We start from the raw sequence: 23,962 nt of genomic DNA on the forward strand, positions 1-23,962 counted from the left end.
CGGCTTCATCGCGCCGGCCCTCGCGACGCCGGCGGCCGCGCCGCCTGCCGGTCCGAGCTGGCTGCACGAGATCAAGTTCGACGGCTATCGCCTGCAGGCCCGCATCGAAGCCGGCCGGGTGAAACTCCTGACCCGCGGCGGCCTGGACTGGGCGAAGAAGTTCGGCAAGGACATCGTGGACGCGCTGCGGGCGCTGCCGGTCGGCGCGGCGATGGTCGATGGCGAGCTGGTGGTCGAAACCGACAAGGGGGCATCCGATTTCTCCGCGCTGCAGGCCGATCTCAGCGAAGGGCGCCGGGACCGGTTCGTCTTCTACGCCTTCGACCTGCTCCATCTCGATGGCTATGACCTGACGCGGGTGCCGCTCGCCGAACGCAAGGCGCTGCTCGCGCGCATCGTCGCCGAGGGCGGCGACGTCATTCGATACAGCGAGCATTTCGAGGAGAGCGGGGCTCTGGTCCTGAGCCATGCCTGCCGGCTCAGTCTGGAGGGCGTCGTCTCCAAGCTCCGCGATGCGCCTTATCGCAGCGGGCGCGTCAGGAGCTGGATCAAGTCGAAATGCTCGGCGCGGCAGGAGTTCGTCATCGGCGGCTTCGTGCCTTCGACGGTTTCGCGCAAGGCGATCGGCTCGCTGCTGCTGGGTGGCTACGACAAGGGCAGGCTTCGCCATGTCGGGCGGGTCGGCACGGGCTTCACGGGGGCGGTGGCGGAGGACCTCTTTCGCAAGCTGAACGCCATACGCCTGCCGTCGAGCCCGTTCGACGGGCGGCTGACGGCGGAGGAGCGGCGCCAGGCCAAATATGTTCGGCCCGCGCTCGTCGCGGAAATCGAGTACCGGGCCTGGACCGCCGACCGGCATCTGCGCCATGCCGCGTTCCGCGGGCTGCGCGACGACAAGCCCGCCAACGAAGTGACCCTCGACCTGCCGCCATCGGGCCGGGCCGCGCCGGAGCAGCGCCGCACGGTGAAGCTGACGCATCCGGACCGTCTCTATTGGCCGGACGACGGCGTGACCAAGGAGGGACTTGCGGACTATTATGCCGAGGTCTGGCGCCACATCGCGCCCTTCATCGTCGGCCGGCCGCTCGCCCTGCTGCGATGCCCGAACGGGGTGACGGGCGAGCGGTTCTTCCAGAAACATGTCTGGAAGGGGCTCAACCCGAACATTGTCGGGGTCCGGGACCCGGGCGACGCGGCCGGGGAGGCTCTGATCAGCATTTCCGATCTCGACGGCCTGATCGGCCTCGTCCAGTCGGCGGTGCTGGAGATCCATCCCTGGGGCGCCATGGTCGGCGACTGGGAGCGTCCCGACATGATCGTGATGGACCTCGATCCGGGCGACGGCGTGGCCTGGCCGGCGGTGATCGCGGCCGCCGGCGAGGTCCGGCAGCGCCTCGCCGATGTCGGGCTCGCGGCCTTCGTCAAGACCTCTGGCGGCAAGGGCTTGCATGTCGTCTCGCCGCTCCGGCCCAAGGCCGGCTGGAGCGAGGTCAAGCAGTTCACCAAGGCGCTGGCCGACGGCATGGCGGCCGACGACCCGGATCGCTACGTCTCGACCATCACCAAGTCGAAGCGGCGCGGCAAGATTCTGATCGACTATTTGCGGAACCAGCGCGGGGCTACCGCGGTGGCCGCCTATTCGGCCCGCGCGCGTCCCGGGGCCGCCGTGTCGGCGCCGCTCGCCTGGGAGGAGCTCGGACCCGGCATCGGCCCGGCCTATTTCACGGTGGCGAACATGCCGACGCGACTGGCTGCCCTCGACGCGGACCCGTGGGAGGGCTTTCGCGCCATGGCCGCGCCCCTGCCGAAAACGCGCCGGCGCTGACGCGCCGCGCTCGCCGTCCCGGCCCTAGCGGCGGCGTGCCTTGCTGTCGGACGCAATGCTCCTTTTGAGCGCGTCCATGATGTTCACGACATTGCTCGGCGGTTCGGCGGCCTTCGGCTTGGGCCGGGCGGCCCGCTTCCGGCCCTTGGTCTTCGCCGCGATGATGTCGAGGAGCCTTGCTTGAACGGGATCGCCGACCATGGCCGGACTCCAACGCTCCGTCCGCTTGTCAATCAGCCGCAGCACCAGCTTCATCAGTTCGGGATCCACGGGCGCGTCGCCGATCGCCCCGAAGGAGTCGCGGCTGTCGCGCACCTCGTCGCCGTAGCGCAGCGTCCACACCACCATGCCCTGGCCGCGCGGCTCGATCATCACCGCGCGTTCGCGCCGGTAGAGCACGAGGCGCGCGATGCCGACCTTGCCGGTCGTCTCCATGGCATCGCGGATGACGGAAAAGGCCTCTTCCCCGACCGGATCGTCGGGCGTCAGGAAATGCGGCGTGTCGTACCAGACCCAGTCGATGCTGTCGGCGGGCACGAACATCTCGATATCGATGGTGCGGGTGCTCTCGAGCTCCACCGCGTCGAGTTCCTCGTCCTCGAGGAGGACGAAGTCGTTCTCGCCGCGCGGATAACCTTTCACCTCGTCGTCCTCGTCGACCGGCTCACCGCTGACCGCATCGACATAGCGGCTGACGACCCGGCTGCCGGTCTTGGCATTGAGCGTGTGGAAGCGGACCTTCTCGTATTCGCTGGTGGCAGGCATCATCGCGACCGGGCAGGTGACCAGCGACAGCTTCAGATAGCCCTTCCAGAACGAGCGTGGCGCCATGGCCCGGGTCCTCCGAGCGAAGAACGTCGGCCTGTTCGCCGTTGTTCCGCGGAGATGAGATTGTCTGGGAAGGCGCTGCCGGCGAAACGATGCCGCCGCACGGGCGGCGCAGGCCGGAACGGGCGCAAATATTCCGCCGCGGCGCGAACGAAGCGGATGCGGCGCGGTTAAGCCTTGAGCAAATCGAGACAGGGCTGTCGCGCGATGTCCGTCCTTGAAGACCACATCATCACCTGGCTCCAGGACGCCCATGCCATGGAGGTCCAGGGCGAGACGATGCTTTCCGGCATGGTCGGCCGGCTTTCCGCCTATCCGGATCTGCGCGCCAGGATCGGCACACATGTCGAGGATACGCGGCGGCAGGCCAGGCGTCTCAGGGACTGCCTCGAGCGGCGCGGCCAGTCGACCTCTGCGGTCAAGGATGCCGGCGGCTGGTTCTCGGCCATGGGCCAGGGGCTCTCCGCCATGATGGCGGACGACGAAGTGGTCAAGGCGCTGCTCGCCGCATCCGCCTTCGAACAGATGGAAATCACCTCCTACCGGATCCTGATCGCCGCGGCCGCCATCGCGAACGATGGTGAGGTCCGCGGTTTCTGCGCTGTATCGCTCGACGAGGAATTGGCGATGCAGAACTGGCTCGCCGAGAACACGCCCGTCGTGGTCGCCCAATATTTCCAGAAACAGGCGACCGTGCCCCCGCAGTTCCTGCCGTGACGCCGCGACCGCGCTGTTTCCGCGAGTCGTGCCAGAGCTTCGGCTGTAGTCCCCCTCCGGCCGAAGGCGCCCTACGGGGTGTTTCCTCCCAAACTGGCCCGCCGGACAGGCGGGCCTTTTCTTTGGGCCAGATGCCTCGCGTTCCGGAGCGATGGGGACCGCAAGGCAAAGGCCCGGCCTGCCTTGCGGCAGACCGGGCCTCGCCATTGCGGGATCGTGGATCAGCGATCCTCCCAGCCCCGGCGCGAGGCGCGCGAATGGCCTTCGGGATCCCCGAACCAGCCGCCGCGCCGGCGGCCGCGATCATCATCGTCGTAACGGCTGCGGCTGTAGCGGCGGTCGTCGTCATCCTCGTAACGGCGCCCGTAGCCGCGTTCGTCGCGCTCGTCCCAGCCGCGGCGGGATGCTTCGGCATGGCCGCGCGGATCGCCGAACCAGCCGCCATGGCCACGGCCGCGACCGTCGTCGTCGTAGCGGCTGCGGCTGTAGCGGCGATCGTCATCGTCGTCGGAGCGGCCGCGACGGTAGTCGTCACGGTGCTCCCAGCCGCGATGGGATGCGCGCGAATGCCCTTCCGGGTCGCCATACCAGCCGCTCTGCCCGCGGCCTCGCGACATGCGGCGATCGTCGTCGTCGTCATCGCGATAGCGCCGGCGTTCGTAGCGGTCCTCGTCGCTGACGAAGCGGCCCTGTTCGTCCCGTTCACGGTAGTTGGAATGCATAGGCATGGCTGTCGTCTCCTTCTGCTTCCGCCTTCCTTTCGGGAGGCTCAGTTCCAGCGCGTAGAGCGCTGGAATTCCGGGGTCTCTGTGCCAGTATTCGGCCAGCCGGCGATCGTGCAGCGCGGGTGCGAGGTCGGCGAATTCGGCGCCTGCCTCCTTGGCACGGGCGAGCATGCCGTGATGGGCATCGCCCACCGTCTCCAGGACGTCGCGGACGAGGCCCGCCAGCACACGAAGTTTCGCTTCCGAGCGCGGATGCTCGTCGAAGCGGTTCGAGGGGTCGACGAGGAGCAGGGCCGCCAGGTCCGAGCGGACCAGGCATTCGGCGGTGCCCGGCACCTCATGCTTGCGCAGGAACGGAAACAGCACCTGTCGATCGAACTCTCGCCGCAGAACCCAGAGTTCGGCGAAAGACTTCGCCGCCTCCGCGCGTTCTGCCGGCGCGCTTGCCTGCTGCCAGGTCTGCAGCAGTGACAGGATCCGTCCGCCCTGCTGCTGGAGTTCGTCGAGCACGCCTTCGCTCGAGGCGTCGTCCTGGTGGTGCGCCGGCTTGCCGTTCGCGCCGTTGTTGCCCTTGTCTGTTTCGGCCTTGTTTTGAGGTGGCTTGCGTGAGGCCATGTGAATCTCCTCAACCGCCGGCGTATCGCGTGAGGCGTACGGTCGGGTTTCGAGCCAGTGAGGGTGTGGTTGTGGTGTGGGAACGAGATGTTCCACTCTGAAGTAAGCGGGAGATGAAGCGAGAGTTCCTGCAGCTTATAATTATCGACATAGACTTTCGGCCTTCCGACAGGCTCTCTTGCCGAGCAGGTTCGGGGCCTAAAAAGCTCGGCCTGCCGTAAGGCAGGCCGAGCGCTGGCGATCGCTTCGCGGGCAAGCAATCGGCATTCGACGCACGTCCTGCGGGAGCACCAATGCCGATCGCCTTGTGCGGTCGGTCCGTCCGGCGCCGTGGCGGCGGAGGTTCCCTTCCGCCAGCCCGCACCGCGGGACCGCCAGCATCGCGGGGTTACCAGCCCCGCATCACCCATAATCGGCCAAGCCCCCGGGAGTTCCCGATCCCCGGAATTAGCCGGCCACTCTTTTCTTCCGGTCGTCGGCAGCAGCGTCAGGCAGTGTCGGTGGCCGGTTCCGGCAGTCCCGCTCGAGGAGCGGCGTCCTGCTGGCGCCGACCGCGGCGCTCTTCAAACGCTCGACGTCGCGCGCCCCGCGGTCGAAAGCGAACAGAACCGCCTTGGCGATGATCCGCCGCCCGTCCGGATCGTCCGGCCGGATATCGAGCCTCGTGCAGACGGCGAGATAGATGGATTGCAGAGCGGCGAGGTCCTCAGCGGCATAGACGCCGCGCGACGCCAGGTCGCGCAATATTTCAGGCATGTCCGACTCCTTACCCGCTGCTCTTTCCCGCGAACTTGGGGTGCGGTGCGCGCGCCTCTCTGCCCGACGGCCGACAGCAGGCGCTCCGGGCTGCGGCGCAGCGGGCCGCTCCTGAGGACGGGCGGCGCAGCGCCGATCTGTCGACGCGCCGGTCGCCGAGGCGGCCGGTCGTCGTGCCTCGCCCCTATCCGTTGGAAGGACGCTGCGGCCGGGTGTGCGGCGCGTGCGGGAGAGCTCTGTGGGGGCGATCTGTGGGGGTCGTGCCGCGTGGCTTTCCCCACCTGGGCCCAACGAGCGTCGTACCGTCTCGTTCCGCCTTGCGCGGCGATTGTGTTCCGCTCCGGGCGCGCAATTCTCGGCATCAGCGGGGCGCACTGCGGCATGCGGCGGCAATCCCCGATCCGGCGGAACAAGCGGCCAAACCTGCCGTTGCTCCTAGATCAATCAGGAGAACAGCGATGCTTCGCAAAATCGGTCTTGCCGTGGCCCTGGCAACAGGGCTCGGGGGAGGTGCGTTCGCGCAGGTTGCCCCGGAGGCCCCGTCCGTCAGCTCGCCCCCGCAAATCGTCGCTCCGGGCGCTCTGCAGTCCGGCGCCAACAGCTTCACCGAGAATCAGGCTCGGCGGCGACTGGAGCAGGCAGGCTTCACCAACGTGACCAATCTGCGCAAGGACGAAGCCGGCATCTGGCGCGGCCGTGCCTCGCGCGGGACCGCGCAGGTCGGCGTCGGCGTCGACTTCCGCGGCAACGTCGCGTCCGAGTGACATTCAGCCCCACCGTTTCCACGTGCCGGAGGACATCTCATGGCCATCGCATCTGCCATCTACGATACCTATGCGAGCGCCGCAGCCGCGGTCGAGAACGTCAAGGCGACCGGTGTTCCGGAACAAGACATCAGCATCGTGTCGAACGACGCGACGACCGACAGGACGGGTTATGACACCTATCGCCCCGACGGCCCCCGCGCCGAGAACGAGGCCGCCGCGGGCGCCGGCGTCGGCGCGGCCGCCGGCGGTGCCGCCGGGCTGCTTGCCGGCATAGGCCTGCTGGCCATTCCAGGGCTCGGCCCGGTCGTCGCGGCGGGCTGGCTTGCTTCGACCGCCGTCGCCGCCGGAGCGGCGGGCGTCGCGGGCGGCCTCATCGGCAGCATGGTCAGTTCCGGTGTCGGCGAGGAGGAAGCGCACGCCTATGCCGAAGGCCTGCGGCGCGGCGGCACTGTCGTCAGCGTCCGTGTCTCGGAGGAGAACCATGGGCGGATCCAGAACATCCTGGATGCCGACGCCTATCCCCTCAACAGGCGGGCGGCCGACTGGCGCAAGGAAGGCTGGACCGGCCGCTACGACCAGGCGGATTTCCGATAGCGGGTCTCGCCAGGCCGGCGCTTTACACAAGGCGGAACGCCCGTGGCAGCAGCCACGGGCGTTCGCGCGTCGCCGACCGAAGGCCCTCAGGCCTGGGAATCTCTCGGCTGCGCCGTCGGTGCCACGTCGAACCTGACCCGCAGCTGATTCTCGATATAGGTCGTGATGCTGCGGATGACCTCGGCGCGCAAGGCGGGGTCCTCGATCTGGCGCGTCTCGATCCTGATGACGAAGGCATCGCCCTGGTCTTCAAAATGAACGCCGGGCGTGTCGAAGGTGAAAGCGGACATGGCAGGATCTCTCCTTGATCGATGGGCGGGCGCACAGTGCGGTCTTCTCGAAGAAGGGGCGGATCTACGGACGGTCGCCATGCGCCACGGCGCCCGGCGGCCGCGCCGACCGAAGCCGCAGGCAGGCCGGCCACACGCCCCACAGAAGGACCAGCACCGCGCCGGACGCCAGCGCCATGCCGATGGCCAGTGCGGCGGTGCCGGTAATGGCGGATACCACGACATAGAGATCGAGACTGAGCCCGGCCGCGAGCAGCGCGGTCGCGGCCAGCAGGAGATATCCGGCGATCTCCGGAAAGTCGGGCGCGTCCTCGCCGCGATAGACGATGCGGTGCAGCGCCGCCGGCGCCATCAGCACGGCGGCGGCGAGCGCAATGAAAGCAAGCGCGAGGCCGTGGACGATCCGGACCTCCTCCGGCAGCCGGGCGAAGGCTTCGGTAAAGACGATCAGCATCTGGAAGCCGAGCAGCGCCTGAACGCCGGGCAGCACGACCCGCGCCTCGGTGAGGGCGAAATCGATGCGCTGCGCCGTATTTGCCTTGCCCATCGAAACCTCCGCAGTCGAAGCCGGATGCCCCCGGCTGAACAACCAGGGGCTCAGCCAGGCGCCCAGGGTGATCACGATGCCGGCCGCGCACGCCACGACCGCCGGACGCACACCGCCCACCTTGTTCGCAACCAGCGCGAGGTCCAGCGACAGCGCCAGGCCGAAAGGCGCTATGGTGAGCGAGGACACCTGCGCAATGAGATATTCGACCCGCGTCGAGGCTCCGCCGCCGGCCATCCGATGGAAGGCGCTCGGCGCGATCAGCAGGCCTACGGCGAGGACCATCAGCGCCAGCGCCGCGAGACTGATGCCATGCTCGACTTCAGACAGCGGGCCGAAGCCGGGCTGGAACGGCAGCTGCATCTGGAAGCCGAGTAGAACCTGCGCGCCGAGCATCAGCGTGCGGCTGTCATCGAGGGCGAGCTTGAACTTGTCCGCGGAAGCCATGACGGGTCGCCTCGCGCAGCCGGCGCCCTAGGATCCGCCATAGCCGCCGATCACCGGCAGGATCTCGCCGGTGATGTAGCTCGAGCAGCTCGGCGCCGCCAGGAACACGAAGGCCGGTGCGATCTCCTCCGGCTGCGCCGGCCGGCCCATCGGCGTCTGGCCGCCGAAGCGCGAGACGCGGTCCGCCGGCTTGTCGGCCGGATTGAGCGGCGTCCAGACCGGGCCGGGCGCGACCGCGTTGACCCTGATGCCGCGCGGCAGCAGCTGGGCGGCCAAGGCGCGTGTGAAGGCGTGGATGCCGCCTTTGGTCGTCGAATAGTCGATGAGGTCGGCGCTGCCGCGCATGGCGGTCACGGAACCCGTATTGAGGATCGTGCCACCGGCCGGCAGGTGCGGCGCGGCGGCCTTGGCCATGAAGAAATAGCCATAGAGGTTGGTCTTCATGGTCCGGTCGAAATGCGCCTCGGTGAGGTCTTCCAGCCGCTCGGCATGTTCCTGGAACGCGGCGTTGTTGACGAGGATGTCGAGCTTGCCGAAGCGCTGGATGGTGGCGTTGACCGCATGGTCGCAGAACGCCGCCTCAGCCACGTCGCCGACGATCAGGATGCAGCGGCGTCCTTCCGCCTCGACGGCGCGACGCGTCGCCTCGGCGTCCTCGTGCTCGTCGAGATAGACGATGGCGATGTCGGCACCCTCGCGAGCGAACAGGACAGCCGTCGCCCGGCCGATTCCGGAATCGCCGCCGGTGATCAGCGCCACCTTGCCGAGGAGCTTTTCCGAGCCCTTGTAGAAGGGCGCATCGAATTGCGGCCGAGGCTGCACCTCCGCCTCGGATCCGGGCTTTGCGAGGTGCTGCGGCGGGAAGGGCGGCGTTGGATAGTCGCGCTCGCCGGTGGGCGCAGGACGCGCCTTGCCGTCCTTCTTCGAAGCCGGCCCGTGCCTCTCGTTTTCATCGACATGCTGCTGAATCCGACGCTGCTCGCCGGCAGTCGCCTCGGCGCGCGCCGCATGAGGCGAAACATGATCTCGTGCCATGTCCGATCTCTCCTCGAAGGCCGTTTGTGAAAGCAACGGACCGTCGAGCGTCAAGGTTCCTTTGCCGTCGCGAAGGCATGGGCCGCAGCGTCCCGATCGCGATCGGCGGGGCCATTTTCGGCCGGCGTGCGGAACTTTCCGGCGGCGAACATGCTTGGCTCTGTGCACGGGGCCCGGGCTCGCGGCGTCCCGCGGGCAGGGCCCCGCCTGCACCCGTCATGGAGGAGCGCATGATCGATGCGGACAAGCGGGCCGACCGGAAGGCGGCCGAACATCAGGCCGAAGGAACGCGCGAGTTCGAGCGGGCGGTCGGCCGCAAGCAGCCGCCGCTTCCGGAGGCGTCGCACGACAGGGAAACCGATGCCGAGCTCAATGATGCGCTCGAGGATACATTCCCCGCGAGCGACCCGGTCGCGCCGACCGCGCACAGCAAGGCGGGCGCGCCCGAAAAGCGCAGCCAGCGCCGCAAGACGAGCGGCTCCGATCAAACCTGAGCCGCCGGGGAACGCCCGCCGAGGCCTGCACGTTTCAGAAGAGCATCCTATCCGATGCAACTCTTCTCAACGACAACTAAAGAGGCCAGGACCATGGGCTGGTTTTCCAAGGATATCCAAACCATGGACGATCTGTTCGTCCATACCCTTCGCGACATCTACTATGCCGAGAACAAGATCACCAAGGCTCTGCCTGGCATGATCGAGAAGGCCACCGACTCCAAGCTGCGTGCCGGCTTTGCCGAGCACCTCAAGGAGACCGAAGGGCATGTGCGGCGGCTGGACGAGGTGTTCCGCCTGCATGGAGTCGAGTCGGGCGGCGTCAACTGCCCGGCCATCGACGGCATCATCGAAGAAGCGGCCGACGTGTCGAGCGAGGTCGCCGACAAGCAGGTGCTGGATGCCGCGCTGATCGCCGCTGCGCAGGCGGTCGAGCACTATGAGATGACCCGCTACGGCACGCTGGTCGCCTGGGCCAAGGAGCTCGGCCGACCCGATTGCGCCAGTCTTCTGCAGGCCAATCTCGACGAGGAGAAGGCGACCGACATGCGCCTGACCAAGATCGCCGAGAGCCGCGTCAATGCAAACGCGGCCGCCTAGCGGCGGCGTTGGCCAGCGCGGAACGCAAGCACCCGGGCCGCGCCTCCCGCGGCCCGGAGATGCGCGACATCCGGGAGGCGAACCATGCATCAAACGATCGCCAATCTCGCCGCTGCCTCGGCGGGCCGTCCGCTCGCCGCCTCGCTCGACGAGGCGCGGGCCTCGGCGCTGCAGTGCCGGGCCTGCCCGCTTTGGCGCCCGGCGACCCAGACCGTCTTCGGCGAGGGGCCGGAGGGCGCAGCGCTCGCCTTCGTCGGAGAGCAGCCGGGGCACCAGGAGGATCTTGTCGGGCGTCCGTTCGTCGGTCCAGCGGGGCTGCTGTTCGCCGAGGCCCTGCCAGTTGCCGGAATAGACCGCGCGGCGGTCTACATCACCAATGCGGTCAAGCACTTCAAATTCACGCCGCGCGGCAAGCGCCGCATCCACCAGCGGCCGAATGGCGGCGAGATCAGCGCCTGCCGGTGGTGGCTGTCGCTCGAGCTCGCGCTCGTTCGGCCGCGCCTGGTGGTGGCCTTGGGCGCGACGGCCCTGCACAGCCTGACCGGCCGGCACCAGTCGATCGCATCGACGCGCGGCAAGCTGGCGGCCACCAGCGAAGGCATCGCGATGCTCGCCACCATCCACCCGTCCTATCTCCTGCGCATTCCCGACCGCGACGCGCGCGACGACGAATATCAACGTTTCGTCACCGATCTGCGCCGGGCGCGGGAGATCGTCGCAGCCTGACCGCGAAGGGCGGTCTGATCCTGCCGGCCGGCAGCCTTTCGACAGGAGGTTCCCTCATGATCCTCGACCTGACCCATTGCGACCTGCCACAGGACCTCGAAGATGGCCTGCGCGCCTTTCTCGCCGACTATCGCCCGCGCCTGACCGAGGCGGAGGCGATCCAGCTCATCCTGCGGCTTTGGCTGACGGATCAGGGCTTCGTGCCGGTCGAGCCCAGCCTGGCGACGCCGAAGGGCCGCGGGCGGTTCGACATCGCGCCCGCCGGCCAGTTGCCCGCCGACCCCGAGCTCGGCGAGGCCCTGCCGCGCGAGCCGGACGCGCCGGTCATCGACAACGAGGATGTCGACGAGGCCGCCCGCGCCGGGATGGCGGGTGAGGAGGCGGGCGGGCCGGAGCCGATGCGACCGCGGCGCGTGGCCTGACCATCAAGGCTTGGGCAGGCGCTTCGCGGACTTGCGGAAATCGATCCAGGGCTCGGCTTTCAAAATTTCGTCCAGCAGGCGCGAGCCGATGCGGCAATCCGCGGGCGCGATGCCGGCTTCCACCGCCCCCCAGGGCACGGGAACCGCAAGGCTGGCGCCCGGCCTTGCGCGCGGCGAGAACGGCAGCACCGCCGTCGCACCGCGCCCGTTGCGCAGATAATCGATGAAGATGCGGCCGGTGCGGGCCTTCTTCGCGAGCGTTGCCGTATAGGCCTTCGGCTCCGCCTCGGCGAGGCCGTGGGCGAAATCGCTGGCGAAGTTCTTGACGGCCGCCCAGTCCGCCGCCGGCACAAGCGGCACGACGACGTGAAAGCCCTTGCCGCCGGAAAGCTTGGCGAAGCTGTCGAGGCCCAGGCTGGCGAGGCGATCGCGCAAGGCCAGGGCCGCCTGGCGGACCCGTTCCGGCTCGACGCCGGGCGCGGGGTCGAGGTCGAACACCATCTCGTCCGGCGTTTCGATGGCATCGATGGTCGCCTGCCAGGCATGGATCTCGACGGTGCCGAGCTGGACGAGCGCGGTCAGGCCGTCGAAATCGTCGATGAAGATGAGCTCCTCACCGTCCTCCGGGTCATGAAAGGCCGCCACCGCATCATGCATGCCGCGCGAGGCGTGTTTCTGAAAGAAGGTCTGCTGGCCGATCCCATCGGGCGCGCGCAGGAGACTGAGCGGCCGCCGCACGAGATGAGGACGCATCTGTGGCCAGACGTTTCGATAATGGTCGAGCAGGCGCTGCTTGCTGACCGGCGGGTCGGGCCACAGAAGCTTGTCGGCATGGGTCAGCATCACCGTCCCCCTTGATCGTGCCGAAGCGCCGGCCGGCCTGGCGCCCGCACGTTGAGCCATTCTGCCCGATGTCCGGCGTGGCCTTCCAGCGGCGCCGCGCCTGGCCGGGGCCAGTGGCCGTTCCGCGACCACCGTCGCCGCGGGCTTGTCCTCGCGCAGGCCCTTGAAGGCGGCCTGCCGCAGCAGCCCGTCCGTGGTCCATGTCCGGAACGCGATCTCGGCGACCAGCTTCGGCTCGACCCAGACGATCGCGCGGGGAAGCCGGCCGGCGCTGACCGGCGGCGCGGCGCGCCCGAGCTTGTCGAGCCGGTGCCGCAGCATGGCGCGTGACGCCGCGTCGAAGCCGGTTCCGACCTGCCCGGCATAGTGGAGGCGACCGTCTTCGTAATAGCCGACGGCCAGCGATTTCAGGTGCCGGCCGGCAACATCGGATGGCGTGTAGCCGGCAATGACGAATTCCTGCTCCGAGGCGCATTTCGATTTGATCCAGTCGAGCCCGCGGCCGCTGCGATAGGGCGCATCGGCCCGTTTCGACACGACGCCCTCCAGTCCCAGGCGGCAGGTATGAGCCAGCATGGTCTCGCCGGACTCGGTGACGTGGTCGCTGTAGCGCAGGCTGCCTCCAGGGGACGATCCCAGGAGATCCTCCAGCCGCTCCTTGCGGGCGAGCAGGGGATCGGCGCGCAGATCGCGGCCGTCGAGATGCAGCAGATCGAAGGCACAATAGACGAGCTTGTCGGTGCGGTGCTCCGAAAGCGCGCGCTGCAGGGCCGCGAAGGACGAGATGCCGGCTTCATCGAGCGCGACGACTTCGCCGTCGATCAGCGCGGTCTCGCAGGGCAGCGCCTGCAGCGCGGCCTCGAGAGTCCGGCCGAACCGGCCGGTCCAATCGAGCCCCGTACGGGTCAGCAGGCCGACCTTGCCGCGATCGATCCGGGCTTCGATACGATAGCCGTCGAATTTGACCTCATGGACCCAGCCGTCACCGGCGCCCGGCCGGTCGCGAAGCGTCGCGAGGCAGGGCGCGACGAAATCCGGAAGCGCGGCCGCGCCGTTCGTCCGCCCGTGGTTCTCGGCGGGCCGGCGAGCCGGCGGCTGCTCGACCATCCGGCCCGACTTAACAGAGGCGGGCTCCTCCTCGAGCACATCCCCGGCGCGCCGCGCGGCCGCGTCGTCCGCCTTGATCAGGAGCCAGTTGTCGCGCGTCTCGCCGCGGCGCGGCTTCATGCGGACGAGGTGCCAGGCGCCCTTGAGCTTGTGCCCTTCGAGCGTGAATGCGAGATGGCCCTCGGCCATGCCCTGTTCAGGATCGCCTTCGGGGATCCAGCGGCCCTCGTCCCAGACAATGACCGAGCCGGCACCATATTCGCCCTCGGGAATCACGCCTTCGAAAGTCCGGTAGTCGAGCGGATGGTCCTCGACATGCACGGCAAGGCGCTTGTCCGAAGGATCGAGGCTCGGCCCCTTGGTTACCGCCCAGCTCCAGAGCACGCCATGATGTTCGAGGCGCAGGTCGTAGTGCAGACGCCGCGCCGCATGTTTGTGGATCACGAAGGACGCGGCCGCGCCGGTTCGCGCCGGCCGTCCTTGCCCTCTGGGCTCGGGCGTCCGGCTGAAGTCGCGCCGGGCGCGATAGGATTCGAGCGACGGCATCGGCGATCTCCCGAGCATGCGGCCGCGAAGCCCGCCGCATGCCTCACCGGGGACAACCCGTGCCGGCACGGCAGGGTTCCGGCTTGCACGGAACCGTCCATGGGGCCCGCCGGTTCGTCCTGAGACGGAATGAAGCGGGGTGCCATGCCATGAACCGCGACCCAGCCACGGCCGGATCGCCCCCGCGAGCGCGGCGGCGACCAGCGGCGGCGCCGACAATCGTCTTCCTTGGCGCGGGCGACAGAGCGGGCGCCTCGGCCGGGCATCGCCGCCAGTCCGGGGCCGCGCTTGCCGCGCGCCTCGCCCAGACCCGGGAAGCGGCCTTCCTCGAGGCCTCCTGCGCCGACGCGCTCGAGGACATGGACGGCCTCTATTACGTACCGGAGGAGACCCTCGTCGGGCGGCCTCTCGCGCAACGCCTCGGCATTGCCGGCGAGGACGACCTGTTCGGCGGCGTGGTGCCGTTCGCCCATATGGCGACAAAGGCGATCGCCCACCCGCTCGTCGGGCCGGACGCGGCGCGCCCGGAGGGCTGGTCGGCCGGCTTCGCCGAAGAGGTCAAGCCGTGCGTCGCCTTCGGCTATACGGCCTTCGCCCGCGCAGATCTCGCGCACGCCGCGAGACTGGTGGCTGCGAGGGGACGCGCCCGCTTCAAGCCGGCCGGCGCCGCCGGCGGGCTCGGCCAGTCGCTGCTCGACGCCGATGGCGACATCACGGAGGCGCTGGCCTCCATATCCGACGAGGAACTGGAGCGCCATGGCGTGGTGGTCGAAGAGGAGATCCACGACGCCACGACCTTCGCTGTCGGCCGGATCCGGCTCCACGGCCTGGTCGCGAGCTATTTCGGCACGCAGTCGCAGACCGAGGACAACCATGGCCGGATGGTCTATGGCGGCTCGTCCCTGACGGTCGCGCGCGGCGGTTTCGAGCATCTGTGGTCGCTCACCGACGACCACCACGTGCATCGCGCGCTCAAGCAGGCGCGGCTGTTCGACGCCGCCGCCAACCGGCATCTCCAGGGCTTCATCGCCTCGCGCCGGAACTACGACATCGTCGTCGGCCTCGACTCGGCGGGCGCGCTGCGGACCTGCGTGCTGGAACAGTCCTGGCGGCTGGGCGGAGCGAGCGGCGCCGAGCTCGTCGCAGCGGAGCGGCTGCTGGAGGATCCCGATCTTGCGGCCGTGGAGGCGCATTGCGTCGAGGTCTACGGTCCCGCCGCGCCGGTCCCGGCCGACGCCTTCGTCTACTACCGGGACGAGGACGGCGAGGTCGGGCACCTGACCAAATATGCGTGGGTGGAGGCCTGTCACCATGCATCATGAGGAGGTGCGCCTCGCCGTGGATCAGCGCGAACTCGCCGGGACCCTGGCGCTGCCGAAGACCGCCTCGCCCGGCATCCTGTTCATCCATGGCTGGACCGGCAGCCAGGAGGACGACCTTGCCCGCGCGCAGGAGATCGCCGCGCTCGGCTGCGTCTGCCTGACATTCGACCTGCGTGGCCACGCCGGGACGATCGCGCTGCGCGGCGAAACGACCCCGGAGCAGAACCTGAAGGACGTCCTCGCGGCCTACGACTTTCTCGCGACCAGGCCTTTCGTCGACAGTTCGGCCATCGCCGTGGTGGGCGCGAGCTACGGCGCCTATCTCGGCGCCATCCTGACGAGCCAGCGCCCGGCGAAATGGCTGTCGCTCAGGGTGCCGGCGCTCTATCGCGACCGGCATTGGCGCTTTCCGAAGGGGGCTCTCGACCGGCTGGACCTCACCCTCTATCGCCAGCAGGCCAACGGTCCGGCCGACAACAAGGCTCTGGCGGCCTGCGCGGCGTTCACCGGCAATGTGCTGGTCGTCGAATCCGAGAAGGACGATCTCGTGCCGCATCAGACGATCGCGAGCTATACTGCGGCCTTTTCCAAGGCCCGCTCGCTCACCTACCGCGTCATCGACCGGGCCGATCACGCCCTGTCGGACGAGGCGAGCCGCCGCGCCTATACGCGGCTTCTGGTCGGCTGGATCAAGGAGATGGTGTTCGGCGCCCGGACGTGAAGGGAGGGGGGCGCCGGCCGGACCGGCACCCCCCGGTCGTGCCTTGCCTCAGGGCGTCTGGCTGTGCGCGCCGCCCGGTCGGGAAATGCCGCTGAGCGCTTGCTGGGCCGCGCCGTCGGTCGTCGTGACAGCGACGTCGCCGAGCGCCAGGATGCCGACCAGGCGCTTGGCGCGGTTGACCACCGGCAGCCGCCGGACCTGGATATCCGCCATATTGCGCGTGACTTCATCGATCTCCTGGTCCTCGTAGCAATATTTCACTTCCGGGGACATGATCTCGCGGACCGGCGTCTGCGGCCCCTTGCCCTTGGCGACACCGCGCACGGCGATGTCGCGGTCGGTCAGCATGCCGACGAGACGGTCGTCCTCGCCGACCGGCAGCGAGCCGACATCGAGACTCGCCATCAGCCAGGCTGCCTCCTGAATGGTCTCGCCGGGACTGGCGATGCTGACATCGCGGCTCATCGCTTCATTCACCTTCATCTCGTCCTCCTGTCCGGTGGCGCGGGAGCGGGGCGGCTTCCCGGGCAAAGCAGGCCCCTCGGATCCGGTTCGTCCGGCCCTCATCTTGTGCAACGGCAGGCCGGAGCCGCAGTTCCCTGCCATGACCGTCGGAACCGGTTCGATCGTCACGTCGTTCTTATCTCGCCGCGCCGGCGGGCTGCACCGCCTTCGCCGGCGAAAAGGAGACAAGAATGGCGTTGCCGGCCCCGGCCCCTTCGAGCGCGCACGACCCCGTGCTGCGCTATGCGACCCTCGGCCTGCTCGCCATCGCCCTGGTCGTCGTCCTGACGATCGCGCGGCCCGTCGCCGTTCCGGTCGCGGCCGGCCTCATCGCCGGCCTGGTGCTGGGGCCTGCCGCCGACTGGCTGACGCGCCACGGCCTGCACCAGGCGGTCGCGGCCGGACTGATCACGCTCGCCGGCTGCCTTGGTCTCGTCGCGCTGTTCGCACTGCTCGCGGCGCCGGTCGCGCTCGGGGCCGGCGAGCTGCCCGCGATCACGACCGCCCTGCGCGCCAAGCTCGACCGCGTGCTCGACCTCTTCGTGCAGCTCTGGGTGGTCGCCGGCGTTCCCGTGGCCCTGCCGGAAATGGCTCCGGCGGTTCGCGACGCGTTCAATCCGCTGGTCAATATCGCCGTGACCTCGACCAGCGTCGCCGGCGGGCTGCTGATCTTCGTGGCGACCGTCTATTTCTATCTCGCCACGCACCGCAACATGAAGGCCGGATTGCTGCGCCTGTGCTTCGACCGTGAGATCAGGCAGGTGACCGATGCCTTTTTCGACAAGCTCGAGCGGCGCATCGCCCGCTACTTCACGCTCGTCACGTCGATCAATCTGGGCATCGGCGTGATCGCCGCCCTGATCGCGCTGGTTGCCGGGCTGCCCTATCCGGCATTCTGGGCGGCGCTCGCCTTCACGCTCAACTACCTGCCCTTCATCGGGCCGTTCATTGCCACCGTGCTGCTGCTCGGTGCCGGCCTTGCGGCAAAGGCGGGGTTCGTCGAGGCGATCTGGCCGGCTGCCGTCTTTTTCCTCGTTCATCTCATCGAGGGCAATCTGCTGACCCCGAGCCTAATCGGCCGGCGCCTGACCATGCCGCCGTTCCTGGTGTTCCTGAGCTTCGTGGTGCTGCTCTGGCTGTGGGGACCGGCCGGCGCCATGCTGTCGACGCCCCTGCTGATCGTCGGCATGATCTCCGCGGAAATGCTGGCGATCTATCGCCGCAAGGCGGTCCGCCGCAACGAGCAGAGGCTGGCCTCGTCGGCCGGCCGGAAATGGCGGGAGCGGGAACGCGCGGCGGCAGCCTCCGTTGAATCCACAGACGAGAGGAGAAGCGCCATGGACAAGCCCAGCGAAACCACGATGCGCGACAACATCGCCGATCTCGCCGGTGCCGCCAACCAGCAGCTCAAGGCCGCCGGCGTCGATACCGACGTGATGGCGAGCCGCGCGGGCGAACTTCAGAAGATGGTGCGCGACGAGATCGCGGCGCGTCCCTTTCAGGCGCTCGGAGTCGCCGCCTTCCTTGGCTTCCTGTGCGGGCTGAGGCGCTAGCGACCACCCTTCTTGCAGCGGGAGGCTTCCCGTGCCGATGTTGGAGACAGGACCGCCGCGGCCGCGGCGCGATATCGACTTTCAGGACGAGCTTGCCGATCGCGGTTTCGTGACCACGACCGCCGACAAGCTCGTTCATTGGGCGCGAACCGGATCGCTCATGTGGATGGAGTTCGGCCTCGCCTGCTGCGCGGTCGAAATGATGCAGGCGGCCATGCCGCATTACGACATGGAGCGGCTCGGCGCCGCGCCGCGCGGGTCGCCCCGCCAATCCGATGTGATGATCGTGTCCGGCACGCTGACCAACAAGATGGCGCCGGCCCTGCGCAAGGTCTACGACCAGATGACGGAGCCGCGCTATGTCATTTCGATGGGCTCCTGCGCCAATGGCGGCGGCTATTACCACTACAGCTATTCGGTGGTGCGGGGCTGCGACCAGATCGTGCCCGTCGACATCTATGTGCCCGGCTGCCCACCGACCGCCGAGGCGCTGATCCACGGCATCCTGCTGCTGCAACGCAAGATCCGGCGCACCGGATCGATCGAACGGTGAGGCATCGGTGCCGATCCCGCACCGGTGCCCGGCGTCCAGGCCCGAAGGAGAGAGCGCCATGACAGCATCGCCCGATCGCCCGACCGACCGCCAGGTGCCCGACCAGCCTCTCGGCACTGCCGACCGGACCTTCGGTCGGCGCGAAGCCTACCCGCGCGACACCGAGGAGGAGCTCGGCCGGGTTGTCGCCAGCGATCCGCCCGACGAGCGGGTCGTGATGCCGCCGGCAGACGCCGGGGCTGCGACGGTGCGCCGTGCCGTGAGCAAGGACCGGCGGCTTGCCCTGCAATTCGCGCCGTCCGAAGACGATGACGGCAGGACATGACCGCCGCGGCCCCGTGCCGGAGCGGCCGGCAGCTCCCTGGCGACCACGCCACGGAGCCGCCGGATCGCATGGGCGCCGTCAAGTGGCCGGAGCGTTCACGGGGGTCAGCTCGACACTGACCTTGCGCGGATCGAACAGGCCGTATTCGCGCAACGGGCCCGAGGCGTCGTTCTGGCCATAGGAGCGCATCGCGTCGGGCACCGAGCGGCCGATGGCCCGTACCGTCCAGAGGGTCGCCTCGCCCTTGACCGGACAGGCTTCGGCGCTCACCGACCGTTCCAGGAACTCGAAATAGATGTCGTCGAAGGGGATGAAGATCTGCTCCTCGCGCGTGCTGTCGTCACGGACGCTCAGGGCGTGTGACGTGGACGCGAGCACCGCGTCGATGAAGCGCACGGTGACGGTTCCCTCGTAGTGGCGGATGCTGACCTGCGCGGCTGGCGGTTGCGGCATGGGGCCCTCCTTCGCGGGGCCGCCGCTTCACGGCCCCATGGCGGAGAAACGCAAGGCCGGCCGGCCCGTTCGGCCGGCGGCGCGAAATCGGGCTGGCGCGGCCGGTCGCGAGCGGCCCGACATGCATCCGGGCTCTGCCATCGGCCGGATATCTCGCCGCGGCGCGAATGCCTATGCTGGCGGCAGGAGAAACGTGACGCCATGCCCCTGACCCTGCCGACCGCCGACGATCATGCCGACCTGCGCGATGCCATGCGGGCGCTGTGCGCCGACTACGACGATGCCTACTGGCGCAAGGTCGACGAGGAGCGCGCCTATCCGGAGGCCTTCGCCGATGCGCTGACCAAGGCCGGCTGGCTCGCCGCCCTGATCCCGGCCGAGTATGGCGGCTCGGGCCTCGGACTGACCGAAGCCTCGATCATCATGGAGGAGATCAACCGCTCGGGCGGCAATGCCGGCGCGGTGCACGGCCAGATGTACAATATGGGCACGATCCTGCGCGGCGGCTCCGCCGAGCAGAAGGCGAAATACCTGCCGCGGATCGCATCCGGCGAGCTGCGCCTGCAGTCGATGGCGGTGACCGAGCCGACCACCGGCACCGATACGACGAAGCTGAAGACGACGGCGGTGAAGAAGGGCAACGACCGCTATGTCGTCAACGGCCAGAAGGTCTGGACGAGCCGGGTGCAGCATTCCGAGCTGATGGTGCTGCTCGCCCGCACGACGCCGGTCGACCAGGTCGCCAAGAAATCCGATGGCCTGTCGGTGTTCCTGGTCGACCTGCGCGAGGCGATCGGCAAGGGCATGACGGTCCGGCCGATCCGCAACATGGTCAATCACGAGACCAACGAGGTGTTCTTCGACGACCTCGAAATTCCCGCCGAGAACCTGATCGGCGAGGAGGGCAAGGGTTTCAAGACCATTCTCTCCGGCCTCAACGCCGAACGTACCCTGATCGCCGGGGAATGCATCGGCGACGGCTACTGGTTCATCGAGCGGGCCAAGAAATATGGCACCGAGCGCATCGTCTTCGACCGGCCGATCGCGCGGAACCAGGGCGTGCAGTTCCCGATCGCACGCGCCTATGTGAACATCCGCGCCGCCGATCTGATGCGCTTCCAGGCGGCGGCGCTGTGCGATGCCGGCCAGCCCTTCGGCGCCGAGGCCAATATGGCCAAGCTGCTGGCTGCCGACGCCTCGTTCGAGGCGGCCAATGCCTGCCTGCAGACCCATGGCGGTTTCGGCTTCGCCGCCGACTACGATGTCGAGCGCAAGTTCCGCGAGACCCGGCTCTACCAGGTCGCGCCGATCTCGACCAATCTGATCCTCGCCTATGTCGGCGAACATGTGCTGGGAATGCCACGGTCCTACTGACACCCGGCCAAGCCTGGAAGCCTTGCGACCAAAGGCCTTGACGCGGCTCGCATTTTCCGGTCCTTCGGGGGGCAGCCCGATCATTGCCGGGGTGAGCCGTGCAGCTTTACCTGCCCATAGCCGAACTGCCCGTGAACATGCTCCTGATCCTGGGCATGGGGCTGGCGGTCGGTTTCATTTCCGGCATGTTCGGGGTCGGCGGCGGTTTTCTCCTGACGCCGCTCCTGATCTTCATCGGCATTCCGCCGGCGATCGCGGTCGCCAGCGTGTCCGGACAGATCGCCGCCTCCTCGCTGTCGGGGACGCTCAGCTACTGGCGCAAGAACGCGGTCGACGCCAAGCTCGCGGGCGTGCTCCTGGGCGGCAGCGTCATCGGCTCGCTGGGCGGCGTCGTCGCCTTCACCCTGCTGCGCCGCGCCGGCCAGCTCGACCTGTTCATCGCCGTGTCCTACGTGACGCTGCTCAGCGGCATCGGCCTCCTGATGGTGCTGGAAAGCAGCCGGGCGATCGCCCGCTCGCGCTCCGGCGAGCCGCCGAAGCCGGTGCCGACGCGCGACAGGCGGGTCGCCTCGAGCCTGCCGCTGATGGTGAACTTTCCGCGCTCGCGCATCACCGTCTCGATCATCCCGGTCATGGCCATCGGCCTCGGCATCGGCTTTCTCGGCTCGATGATGGGCATCGGCGGCGGCTTCCTGCTGGTTCCGGCGCTGATCTATCTCCTGCGCGTCTCCACCTCGGTGGTCATCGGCACGTCCAGCCTCCAGACGCTGATCACCATGCTGCTGACCGTGGTGTTCCACGCGGTGACCAATGCCTCGGTCGACGTCGTCCTGGCGCTGCTCCTGATGATCGGCGGGGTCATCGGCGCGCAGTTCGGCGCGCGCACCTCGCTGACCATGAAGGGCGAGGAATTGCGGCTGATGCTGGGGCTGGTCGTGCTGGCGGTGGGCGTGCGCTTCCTGGTCGACCTCGTGCTGCGGCCGGACGATCCCTTCACCAACACCATCATGGAATGGTCGGTGCGATGATCCGGCTCGCGCTCACGCTCGTCGCCCTCATCGCCTTCGGCCCGGCGGCGCGCGCCGAGGCGCTGATCACCTCGCTGTCGACCCACCGGCTGCAGATCACCTCCAATTTCGTCGGCTCGGAAATCGTGCTGTTCGGCTCGATCGAACGCGACAGCCAGACCGTCGCGCGCTCCGGCGGCTACGACATGGCGGTGGTGGTGCGCGGACCGCGCGCCAAGGTGATCACCCGCCGCAAGGACCGGATGTTCGGCATCTGGATGAACACCGATGCGCGCGAATTCGTCGAAGTGCCGACCTTCTATGCGCTGCTGGCGAACAAGCCGGCGGGCGAGCTCGCCGATATCGACGTCAGGCGACGGCAGCAAATCGGGCTCTACGGCATCGCGCTGCCGACCTCGCGGCCGGGTACCAATCCCGGCGGCACCGTGCATTTCCGCGAGGCCTTCCTGCGCATCAACCAGGCCAAGGGCCTCTATCGCGAGAACCCGACCGGGGTCACCTTCCTGACGCCGACCCTGTTCCGCGCGACCATCCCGGTGGTCGCCAACACGCCGGTCGGCACCTTCGACGTGGATATCTATCTCCTGTCGGGCGGCGTGATCCTGGCGCGCGAGAGCACCAATTTCGAGGTCACCAAGACCGGCTTCGAAGCCTTCGTCGCCAATTCCGCCCGCGATCACGGCGTGTTCTACGGTCTCGCCGCCGCCGCCATGGCGCTGTTCACGGGCTGGGCCGCCAGCGTCGTGTTCCGGCGCGACTGACCGGTGTCCGCGTGGCGCGGCGGCGATGGCCCGTTCGGGCGTGGCCGATGGGCCCGCGGCCGTCATCAAACTGTCGCATGGCCGTGACACGCAGCAGGCGCGAAGGAGCATGCCATAGGGCCGGCGGCACAAAAATGCTACGCTCCCGCCGCGGCCCGGGGATGAGCCTCGCCGCGCCAGAACCTGCCGGGCGGGGAGCCTTCGAAACGCCGATGGACGACGAACTGGAATCGCCGCGACTGCAGGGCTGGCAAGGCCGCGTCCTCCTCGTGGTGGTCGGCTTGCTGGTCGCCATCGCCCTCATCGCCTGGCGCAAGGTGGAATGGCCCTACGCTCTCGCCGCCGTCGCGGTGATGATCCTCGCCGGCCTTTTCGTGCGCCAGCGCAGCGTCCAGCCGGCGCCGCGCGACCCCGAACAGCTGGCGCGCCGTGCGGCGCGGCTCACCGACCTCACCATCGAGGGGCTGATCGCGGCGCTGCCGGCGCCGGCCGTGCTGGTCGACCCGAAAATGGTGGTGCGCAGCCACAATGCGCGGGCGATCGAGCTCATTGCCGGCCTCAAGCGTGGCGAGCCGCTGATGCTGGCGCTGCGCACGCCCGAGGTGGTGGAGGCGGTGCGCCGGGCGCTCGCCACCAATGCGGCGCAGGAGATCGACTACGCCGAGCGCGTGCCGGTCAGCCGCTGGTTCCGTGCCGAGGTGGCGCCGGTCGCCCTGACGGTGCGGGCGCGCGAGGAGGCGAGCCCCGATTTCGTCCTGATATCGCTGCGCGACCTCACCGAGGAGCGGCGGCTGGAGCGGCTGCGCGCCGATTTCGTCGCCAATGCCAGCCATGAGCTGCGCACGCCGCTCGCCTCCGTGGTCGGCTTCGTCGAGACGATCCAGGGGCCGGCCAAGAACGATCCGGCGGCACGCGAGCGTTTTCTCGCCATCATGCTGGCCCAGGCCAACCGTATGGCACGGCTGATCGACGACTTGCTGTCGCTGTCCAGGGTCGAGCTCAACGAGCATGTCCGCCCGGTCGCGCGCGTCGACCTGGTGCCCCTCCTGCATCAGGTGCGCGATGGCCTCGGCCCCTATGCGCAGTCGCTCGACGTCACCGTCTCGGTCGAGGCCGCGGAACCGGCCCTGGTCGTCCTGGGCGACCAGGACGAGCTGTTCCGCCTGTTCGAAAACCTCGTCCAGAACGCCATCAAATATGGCGCCGAGGGCAAGAGCGTGGAGATCACCCTGAAACGCGAGCCGCGCGGCCAGCGCCGCGAGGAGGCGGTGGTGGCGGTGCGCGACCACGGGCCGGGCATTCCGCCCGAGCACCTGCCGCGGCTGACCGAGCGATTCTACCGCGTCGACATCGCCTCGAGTCGCGAAAAGGGCGGCACCGGCCTCGGTCTCGCGCTCGTCAAGCATATCGTCAAGCGCCATCGCGGCCGCCTGTCGATCGAAAGCGAGGGCCGGGACGGCGCGACCTTCACCGTGCGCCTGGAG

The 23,962-nt window shown here is 68.7% G+C and carries 25 protein-coding genes and 1 pseudogene; 17 read left to right on the forward strand and 9 right to left on the reverse strand.

The annotated features are described in order from the left end of the window. The coding region (gene ligD, locus OZ671_RS29505) for a DNA ligase D (RefSeq protein ID WP_268864029.1) at positions 1–1,825 on the forward strand (1,825 nt) is incomplete at its 5' end. A 24-nt stretch (positions 1,826–1,849) separates the two neighbouring features. Here ligD (OZ671_RS29505) and ku read toward each other — a convergent pair. Next, entirely contained in the window at positions 1,850–2,656 is an 807-nt protein-coding gene (ku, locus tag OZ671_RS29510; protein WP_268864030.1) for a non-homologous end joining protein Ku, read from the reverse strand. Between the two features lie 204 nt (positions 2,657–2,860). On the opposite strand from ku, the gene OZ671_RS29515 reads away from it, so the two are divergent. Next, positions 2,861–3,370, forward strand: coding sequence for a ferritin-like domain-containing protein (locus tag OZ671_RS29515; protein ID WP_268864031.1), 510 nt, complete (start codon positions 2,861–2,863; stop codon positions 3,368–3,370). A 221-nt stretch (positions 3,371–3,591) separates the two neighbouring features. On the opposite strand, the gene OZ671_RS29520 is transcribed toward OZ671_RS29515, so the two are convergent. Together OZ671_RS29520 and OZ671_RS29525 are read right to left on the reverse strand one after the other, a co-directional pair. Further along, positions 3,592–4,710 carry a hypothetical protein gene (locus OZ671_RS29520; protein WP_268864032.1) on the reverse strand — a complete coding sequence of 373 codons (1,119 nt, stop codon included), beginning with the start codon at positions 4,708–4,710 and terminating at the stop codon, positions 3,592–3,594. Positions 4,711–5,157: 447 nt separating this feature from the next. Then, complete coding sequence (locus OZ671_RS29525) at positions 5,158–5,466, reverse strand: hypothetical protein (protein ID WP_268864033.1); 309 nt, start codon at positions 5,464–5,466, stop codon at positions 5,158–5,160. 458 nt (positions 5,467–5,924) lie between these two features. Between OZ671_RS29525 and OZ671_RS29530 the strand changes: the two genes are divergently transcribed. Together OZ671_RS29530 and OZ671_RS29535 are read left to right on the forward strand one after the other, a co-directional pair. Further along, positions 5,925–6,230, forward strand: a complete 306-nt coding sequence (locus OZ671_RS29530) for a PepSY domain-containing protein (RefSeq protein WP_268864034.1) — start codon at positions 5,925–5,927, stop codon at positions 6,228–6,230. Positions 6,231–6,269: 39 nt separating this feature from the next. Next, a complete protein-coding gene (locus OZ671_RS29535; RefSeq protein WP_268864035.1) occupies positions 6,270–6,827 on the forward strand; it encodes a general stress protein in 558 nt (185 codons plus the stop codon). 86 nt (positions 6,828–6,913) lie between these two features. Here the strand turns inward: OZ671_RS29535 and OZ671_RS29540 are convergent, their stop codons facing one another. The 3 genes from OZ671_RS29540 to OZ671_RS29550 all read right to left on the reverse strand — a co-directional run bounded on the left by OZ671_RS29540 (position 6,914) and on the right by OZ671_RS29550 (position 9,146). Next, positions 6,914–7,117, reverse strand: a complete 204-nt coding sequence (locus OZ671_RS29540; RefSeq protein WP_268864036.1) for a hypothetical protein — start codon at positions 7,115–7,117, stop codon at positions 6,914–6,916. Positions 7,118–7,181: 64 nt separating this feature from the next. Beyond that, positions 7,182–8,111: a DUF6328 family protein gene (locus OZ671_RS29545; protein ID WP_268864037.1), complete on the reverse strand. Its 930-nt coding sequence runs from the start codon at positions 8,109–8,111 to the stop codon at positions 7,182–7,184. Positions 8,112–8,138: 27 nt separating this feature from the next. Continuing rightward, positions 8,139–9,146 carry an SDR family oxidoreductase gene (locus OZ671_RS29550; protein WP_268864038.1) on the reverse strand — a complete coding sequence of 336 codons (1,008 nt, stop codon included), beginning with the start codon at positions 9,144–9,146 and terminating at the stop codon, positions 8,139–8,141. A 230-nt stretch (positions 9,147–9,376) separates the two neighbouring features. On the opposite strand from OZ671_RS29550, the gene OZ671_RS29555 reads away from it, so the two are divergent. From OZ671_RS29555 to OZ671_RS29570, 4 genes and pseudogenes are all read left to right on the forward strand, one after another. Further along, positions 9,377–9,640, forward strand: a complete 264-nt coding sequence (locus OZ671_RS29555; RefSeq protein WP_268864039.1) for a hypothetical protein — start codon at positions 9,377–9,379, stop codon at positions 9,638–9,640. 93 nt (positions 9,641–9,733) lie between these two features. Next, on the forward strand, positions 9,734–10,240 hold the full coding sequence (locus OZ671_RS29560) for a YciE/YciF ferroxidase family protein (protein ID WP_268864040.1): 507 nt from the start codon (positions 9,734–9,736) through the stop codon (positions 10,238–10,240). A gap of 75 nt (positions 10,241–10,315) precedes the next feature. Further along, positions 10,316–10,966 (forward strand): annotated as a pseudogene (locus OZ671_RS29565) (UdgX family uracil-DNA binding protein); the annotation flags it as partial. 56 nt (positions 10,967–11,022) lie between these two features. After that, entirely contained in the window at positions 11,023–11,388 is a 366-nt protein-coding gene (locus OZ671_RS29570) for a hypothetical protein (RefSeq protein WP_268864041.1), read from the forward strand. A gap of 3 nt (positions 11,389–11,391) precedes the next feature. On the opposite strand, the gene ligD (OZ671_RS29575) is transcribed toward OZ671_RS29570, so the two are convergent. Beyond that, complete coding sequence (gene ligD / locus OZ671_RS29575; RefSeq protein ID WP_268864042.1) at positions 11,392–13,884, reverse strand: DNA ligase D; 2,493 nt, start codon at positions 13,882–13,884, stop codon at positions 11,392–11,394. A 149-nt stretch (positions 13,885–14,033) separates the two neighbouring features. Between ligD (OZ671_RS29575) and OZ671_RS29580 the strand changes: the two genes are divergently transcribed. Beyond that, positions 14,034–15,206 carry a DUF3182 family protein gene (locus OZ671_RS29580; protein ID WP_268864043.1) on the forward strand — a complete coding sequence of 391 codons (1,173 nt, stop codon included), beginning with the start codon at positions 14,034–14,036 and terminating at the stop codon, positions 15,204–15,206. Then, the gene (locus tag OZ671_RS29585; protein WP_268864044.1) at positions 15,196–15,927 is read left to right on the forward strand and encodes an alpha/beta hydrolase family protein; all 732 of its coding nucleotides are present in this window, start codon (positions 15,196–15,198) and stop codon (positions 15,925–15,927) included. The genes OZ671_RS29580 and OZ671_RS29585 overlap by 11 nt, the downstream gene beginning before the upstream one ends. Positions 15,928–15,975: 48 nt before the next feature. Here the strand turns inward: OZ671_RS29585 and OZ671_RS29590 are convergent, their stop codons facing one another. Further along, positions 15,976–16,410 (reverse strand): CBS domain-containing protein, encoded by a 435-nt coding sequence (locus OZ671_RS29590; RefSeq protein ID WP_268864045.1) that lies wholly within the window; start codon positions 16,408–16,410, stop codon positions 15,976–15,978. A 212-nt stretch (positions 16,411–16,622) separates the two neighbouring features. Here OZ671_RS29590 and OZ671_RS29595 point away from each other — a divergent pair, with 212 nt between their 5' ends. Genes OZ671_RS29595 through OZ671_RS29605 form a run of 3 tightly spaced genes read left to right on the forward strand, consistent with a single transcriptional unit; the run spans position 16,623 to position 18,862 of the window. Continuing rightward, positions 16,623–17,984 carry an AI-2E family transporter gene (locus OZ671_RS29595; protein WP_268864046.1) on the forward strand — a complete coding sequence of 454 codons (1,362 nt, stop codon included), beginning with the start codon at positions 16,623–16,625 and terminating at the stop codon, positions 17,982–17,984. A 37-nt stretch (positions 17,985–18,021) separates the two neighbouring features. After that, complete coding sequence (locus tag OZ671_RS29600) at positions 18,022–18,537, forward strand: NuoB/complex I 20 kDa subunit family protein (RefSeq protein ID WP_268864047.1); 516 nt, start codon at positions 18,022–18,024, stop codon at positions 18,535–18,537. Positions 18,538–18,595: 58 nt separating this feature from the next. Then, positions 18,596–18,862, forward strand: coding sequence for a hypothetical protein (locus OZ671_RS29605; RefSeq protein WP_268864048.1), 267 nt, complete (start codon positions 18,596–18,598; stop codon positions 18,860–18,862). A 78-nt stretch (positions 18,863–18,940) separates the two neighbouring features. Here OZ671_RS29605 and OZ671_RS29610 read toward each other — a convergent pair whose 3' ends face one another. Then, positions 18,941–19,315, reverse strand: coding sequence for a DUF427 domain-containing protein (locus OZ671_RS29610; RefSeq protein WP_268864049.1), 375 nt, complete (start codon positions 19,313–19,315; stop codon positions 18,941–18,943). A 201-nt stretch (positions 19,316–19,516) separates the two neighbouring features. On the opposite strand from OZ671_RS29610, the gene OZ671_RS29615 reads away from it, so the two are divergent. From OZ671_RS29615 to OZ671_RS29630, 4 genes are all read left to right on the forward strand, one after another. Continuing rightward, positions 19,517–20,689, forward strand: coding sequence for an acyl-CoA dehydrogenase family protein (locus tag OZ671_RS29615; protein ID WP_038307677.1), 1,173 nt, complete (start codon positions 19,517–19,519; stop codon positions 20,687–20,689). A gap of 98 nt (positions 20,690–20,787) precedes the next feature. Beyond that, positions 20,788–21,717 (forward strand): sulfite exporter TauE/SafE family protein, encoded by a 930-nt coding sequence (locus OZ671_RS29620; RefSeq protein WP_268864050.1) that lies wholly within the window; start codon positions 20,788–20,790, stop codon positions 21,715–21,717. Further along, positions 21,714–22,478 carry a TIGR02186 family protein gene (locus tag OZ671_RS29625; protein ID WP_268864052.1) on the forward strand — a complete coding sequence of 255 codons (765 nt, stop codon included), beginning with the start codon at positions 21,714–21,716 and terminating at the stop codon, positions 22,476–22,478. Before OZ671_RS29620 ends, OZ671_RS29625 begins: the two co-directional genes overlap by 4 nt. Before the next feature lie 212 nt (positions 22,479–22,690). After that, a partial coding sequence (locus OZ671_RS29630) for an ATP-binding protein (protein ID WP_268864051.1) occupies positions 22,691–23,962 on the forward strand: 1,272 nt, incomplete at its 3' end.

This window comes from Phreatobacter sp. AB_2022a (assembly GCF_026847585.1).
Lineage (GTDB): Bacteria > Pseudomonadota > Alphaproteobacteria > Rhizobiales > Phreatobacteraceae > Phreatobacter.

Bases quoted from the DNA above. Each gene is read 5' to 3' on its own strand.
- ku (WP_268864030.1), bottom strand. From the start codon at position 2,656: ATGGCGCCACGCTCGTTCTGGAAGGGCTATCTGAAGCTGTCGCTGGTC.
- OZ671_RS29515 (WP_268864031.1), top strand. From the start codon at position 2,861: ATGTCCGTCCTTGAAGACCACATCATCACCTGGCTCCAGGACGCCCAT.
- OZ671_RS29520 (WP_268864032.1), bottom strand. From the start codon at position 4,710: ATGGCCTCACGCAAGCCACCTCAAAACAAGGCCGAAACAGACAAGGGC.
- OZ671_RS29525 (WP_268864033.1), bottom strand. From the start codon at position 5,466: ATGCCTGAAATATTGCGCGACCTGGCGTCGCGCGGCGTCTATGCCGCT.
- OZ671_RS29530 (WP_268864034.1), top strand. From the start codon at position 5,925: ATGCTTCGCAAAATCGGTCTTGCCGTGGCCCTGGCAACAGGGCTCGGG.
- OZ671_RS29535 (WP_268864035.1), top strand. From the start codon at position 6,270: ATGGCCATCGCATCTGCCATCTACGATACCTATGCGAGCGCCGCAGCC.
- OZ671_RS29540 (WP_268864036.1), bottom strand. From the start codon at position 7,117: ATGTCCGCTTTCACCTTCGACACGCCCGGCGTTCATTTTGAAGACCAG.
- OZ671_RS29545 (WP_268864037.1), bottom strand. From the start codon at position 8,111: ATGGCTTCCGCGGACAAGTTCAAGCTCGCCCTCGATGACAGCCGCACG.
- OZ671_RS29550 (WP_268864038.1), bottom strand. From the start codon at position 9,146: ATGGCACGAGATCATGTTTCGCCTCATGCGGCGCGCGCCGAGGCGACT.
- OZ671_RS29555 (WP_268864039.1), top strand. From the start codon at position 9,377: ATGATCGATGCGGACAAGCGGGCCGACCGGAAGGCGGCCGAACATCAG.
- OZ671_RS29560 (WP_268864040.1), top strand. From the start codon at position 9,734: ATGGGCTGGTTTTCCAAGGATATCCAAACCATGGACGATCTGTTCGTC.
- OZ671_RS29570 (WP_268864041.1), top strand. From the start codon at position 11,023: ATGATCCTCGACCTGACCCATTGCGACCTGCCACAGGACCTCGAAGAT.
- ligD (WP_268864042.1), bottom strand. From the start codon at position 13,884: ATGCCGTCGCTCGAATCCTATCGCGCCCGGCGCGACTTCAGCCGGACG.
- OZ671_RS29580 (WP_268864043.1), top strand. From the start codon at position 14,034: ATGAACCGCGACCCAGCCACGGCCGGATCGCCCCCGCGAGCGCGGCGG.
- OZ671_RS29585 (WP_268864044.1), top strand. From the start codon at position 15,196: ATGCATCATGAGGAGGTGCGCCTCGCCGTGGATCAGCGCGAACTCGCC.
- OZ671_RS29590 (WP_268864045.1), bottom strand. From the start codon at position 16,410: ATGAAGGTGAATGAAGCGATGAGCCGCGATGTCAGCATCGCCAGTCCC.
- OZ671_RS29595 (WP_268864046.1), top strand. From the start codon at position 16,623: ATGGCGTTGCCGGCCCCGGCCCCTTCGAGCGCGCACGACCCCGTGCTG.
- OZ671_RS29600 (WP_268864047.1), top strand. From the start codon at position 18,022: ATGTTGGAGACAGGACCGCCGCGGCCGCGGCGCGATATCGACTTTCAG.
- OZ671_RS29605 (WP_268864048.1), top strand. From the start codon at position 18,596: ATGACAGCATCGCCCGATCGCCCGACCGACCGCCAGGTGCCCGACCAG.
- OZ671_RS29610 (WP_268864049.1), bottom strand. From the start codon at position 19,315: ATGCCGCAACCGCCAGCCGCGCAGGTCAGCATCCGCCACTACGAGGGA.
- OZ671_RS29615 (WP_038307677.1), top strand. From the start codon at position 19,517: ATGCCCCTGACCCTGCCGACCGCCGACGATCATGCCGACCTGCGCGAT.
- OZ671_RS29625 (WP_268864052.1), top strand. From the start codon at position 21,714: ATGATCCGGCTCGCGCTCACGCTCGTCGCCCTCATCGCCTTCGGCCCG.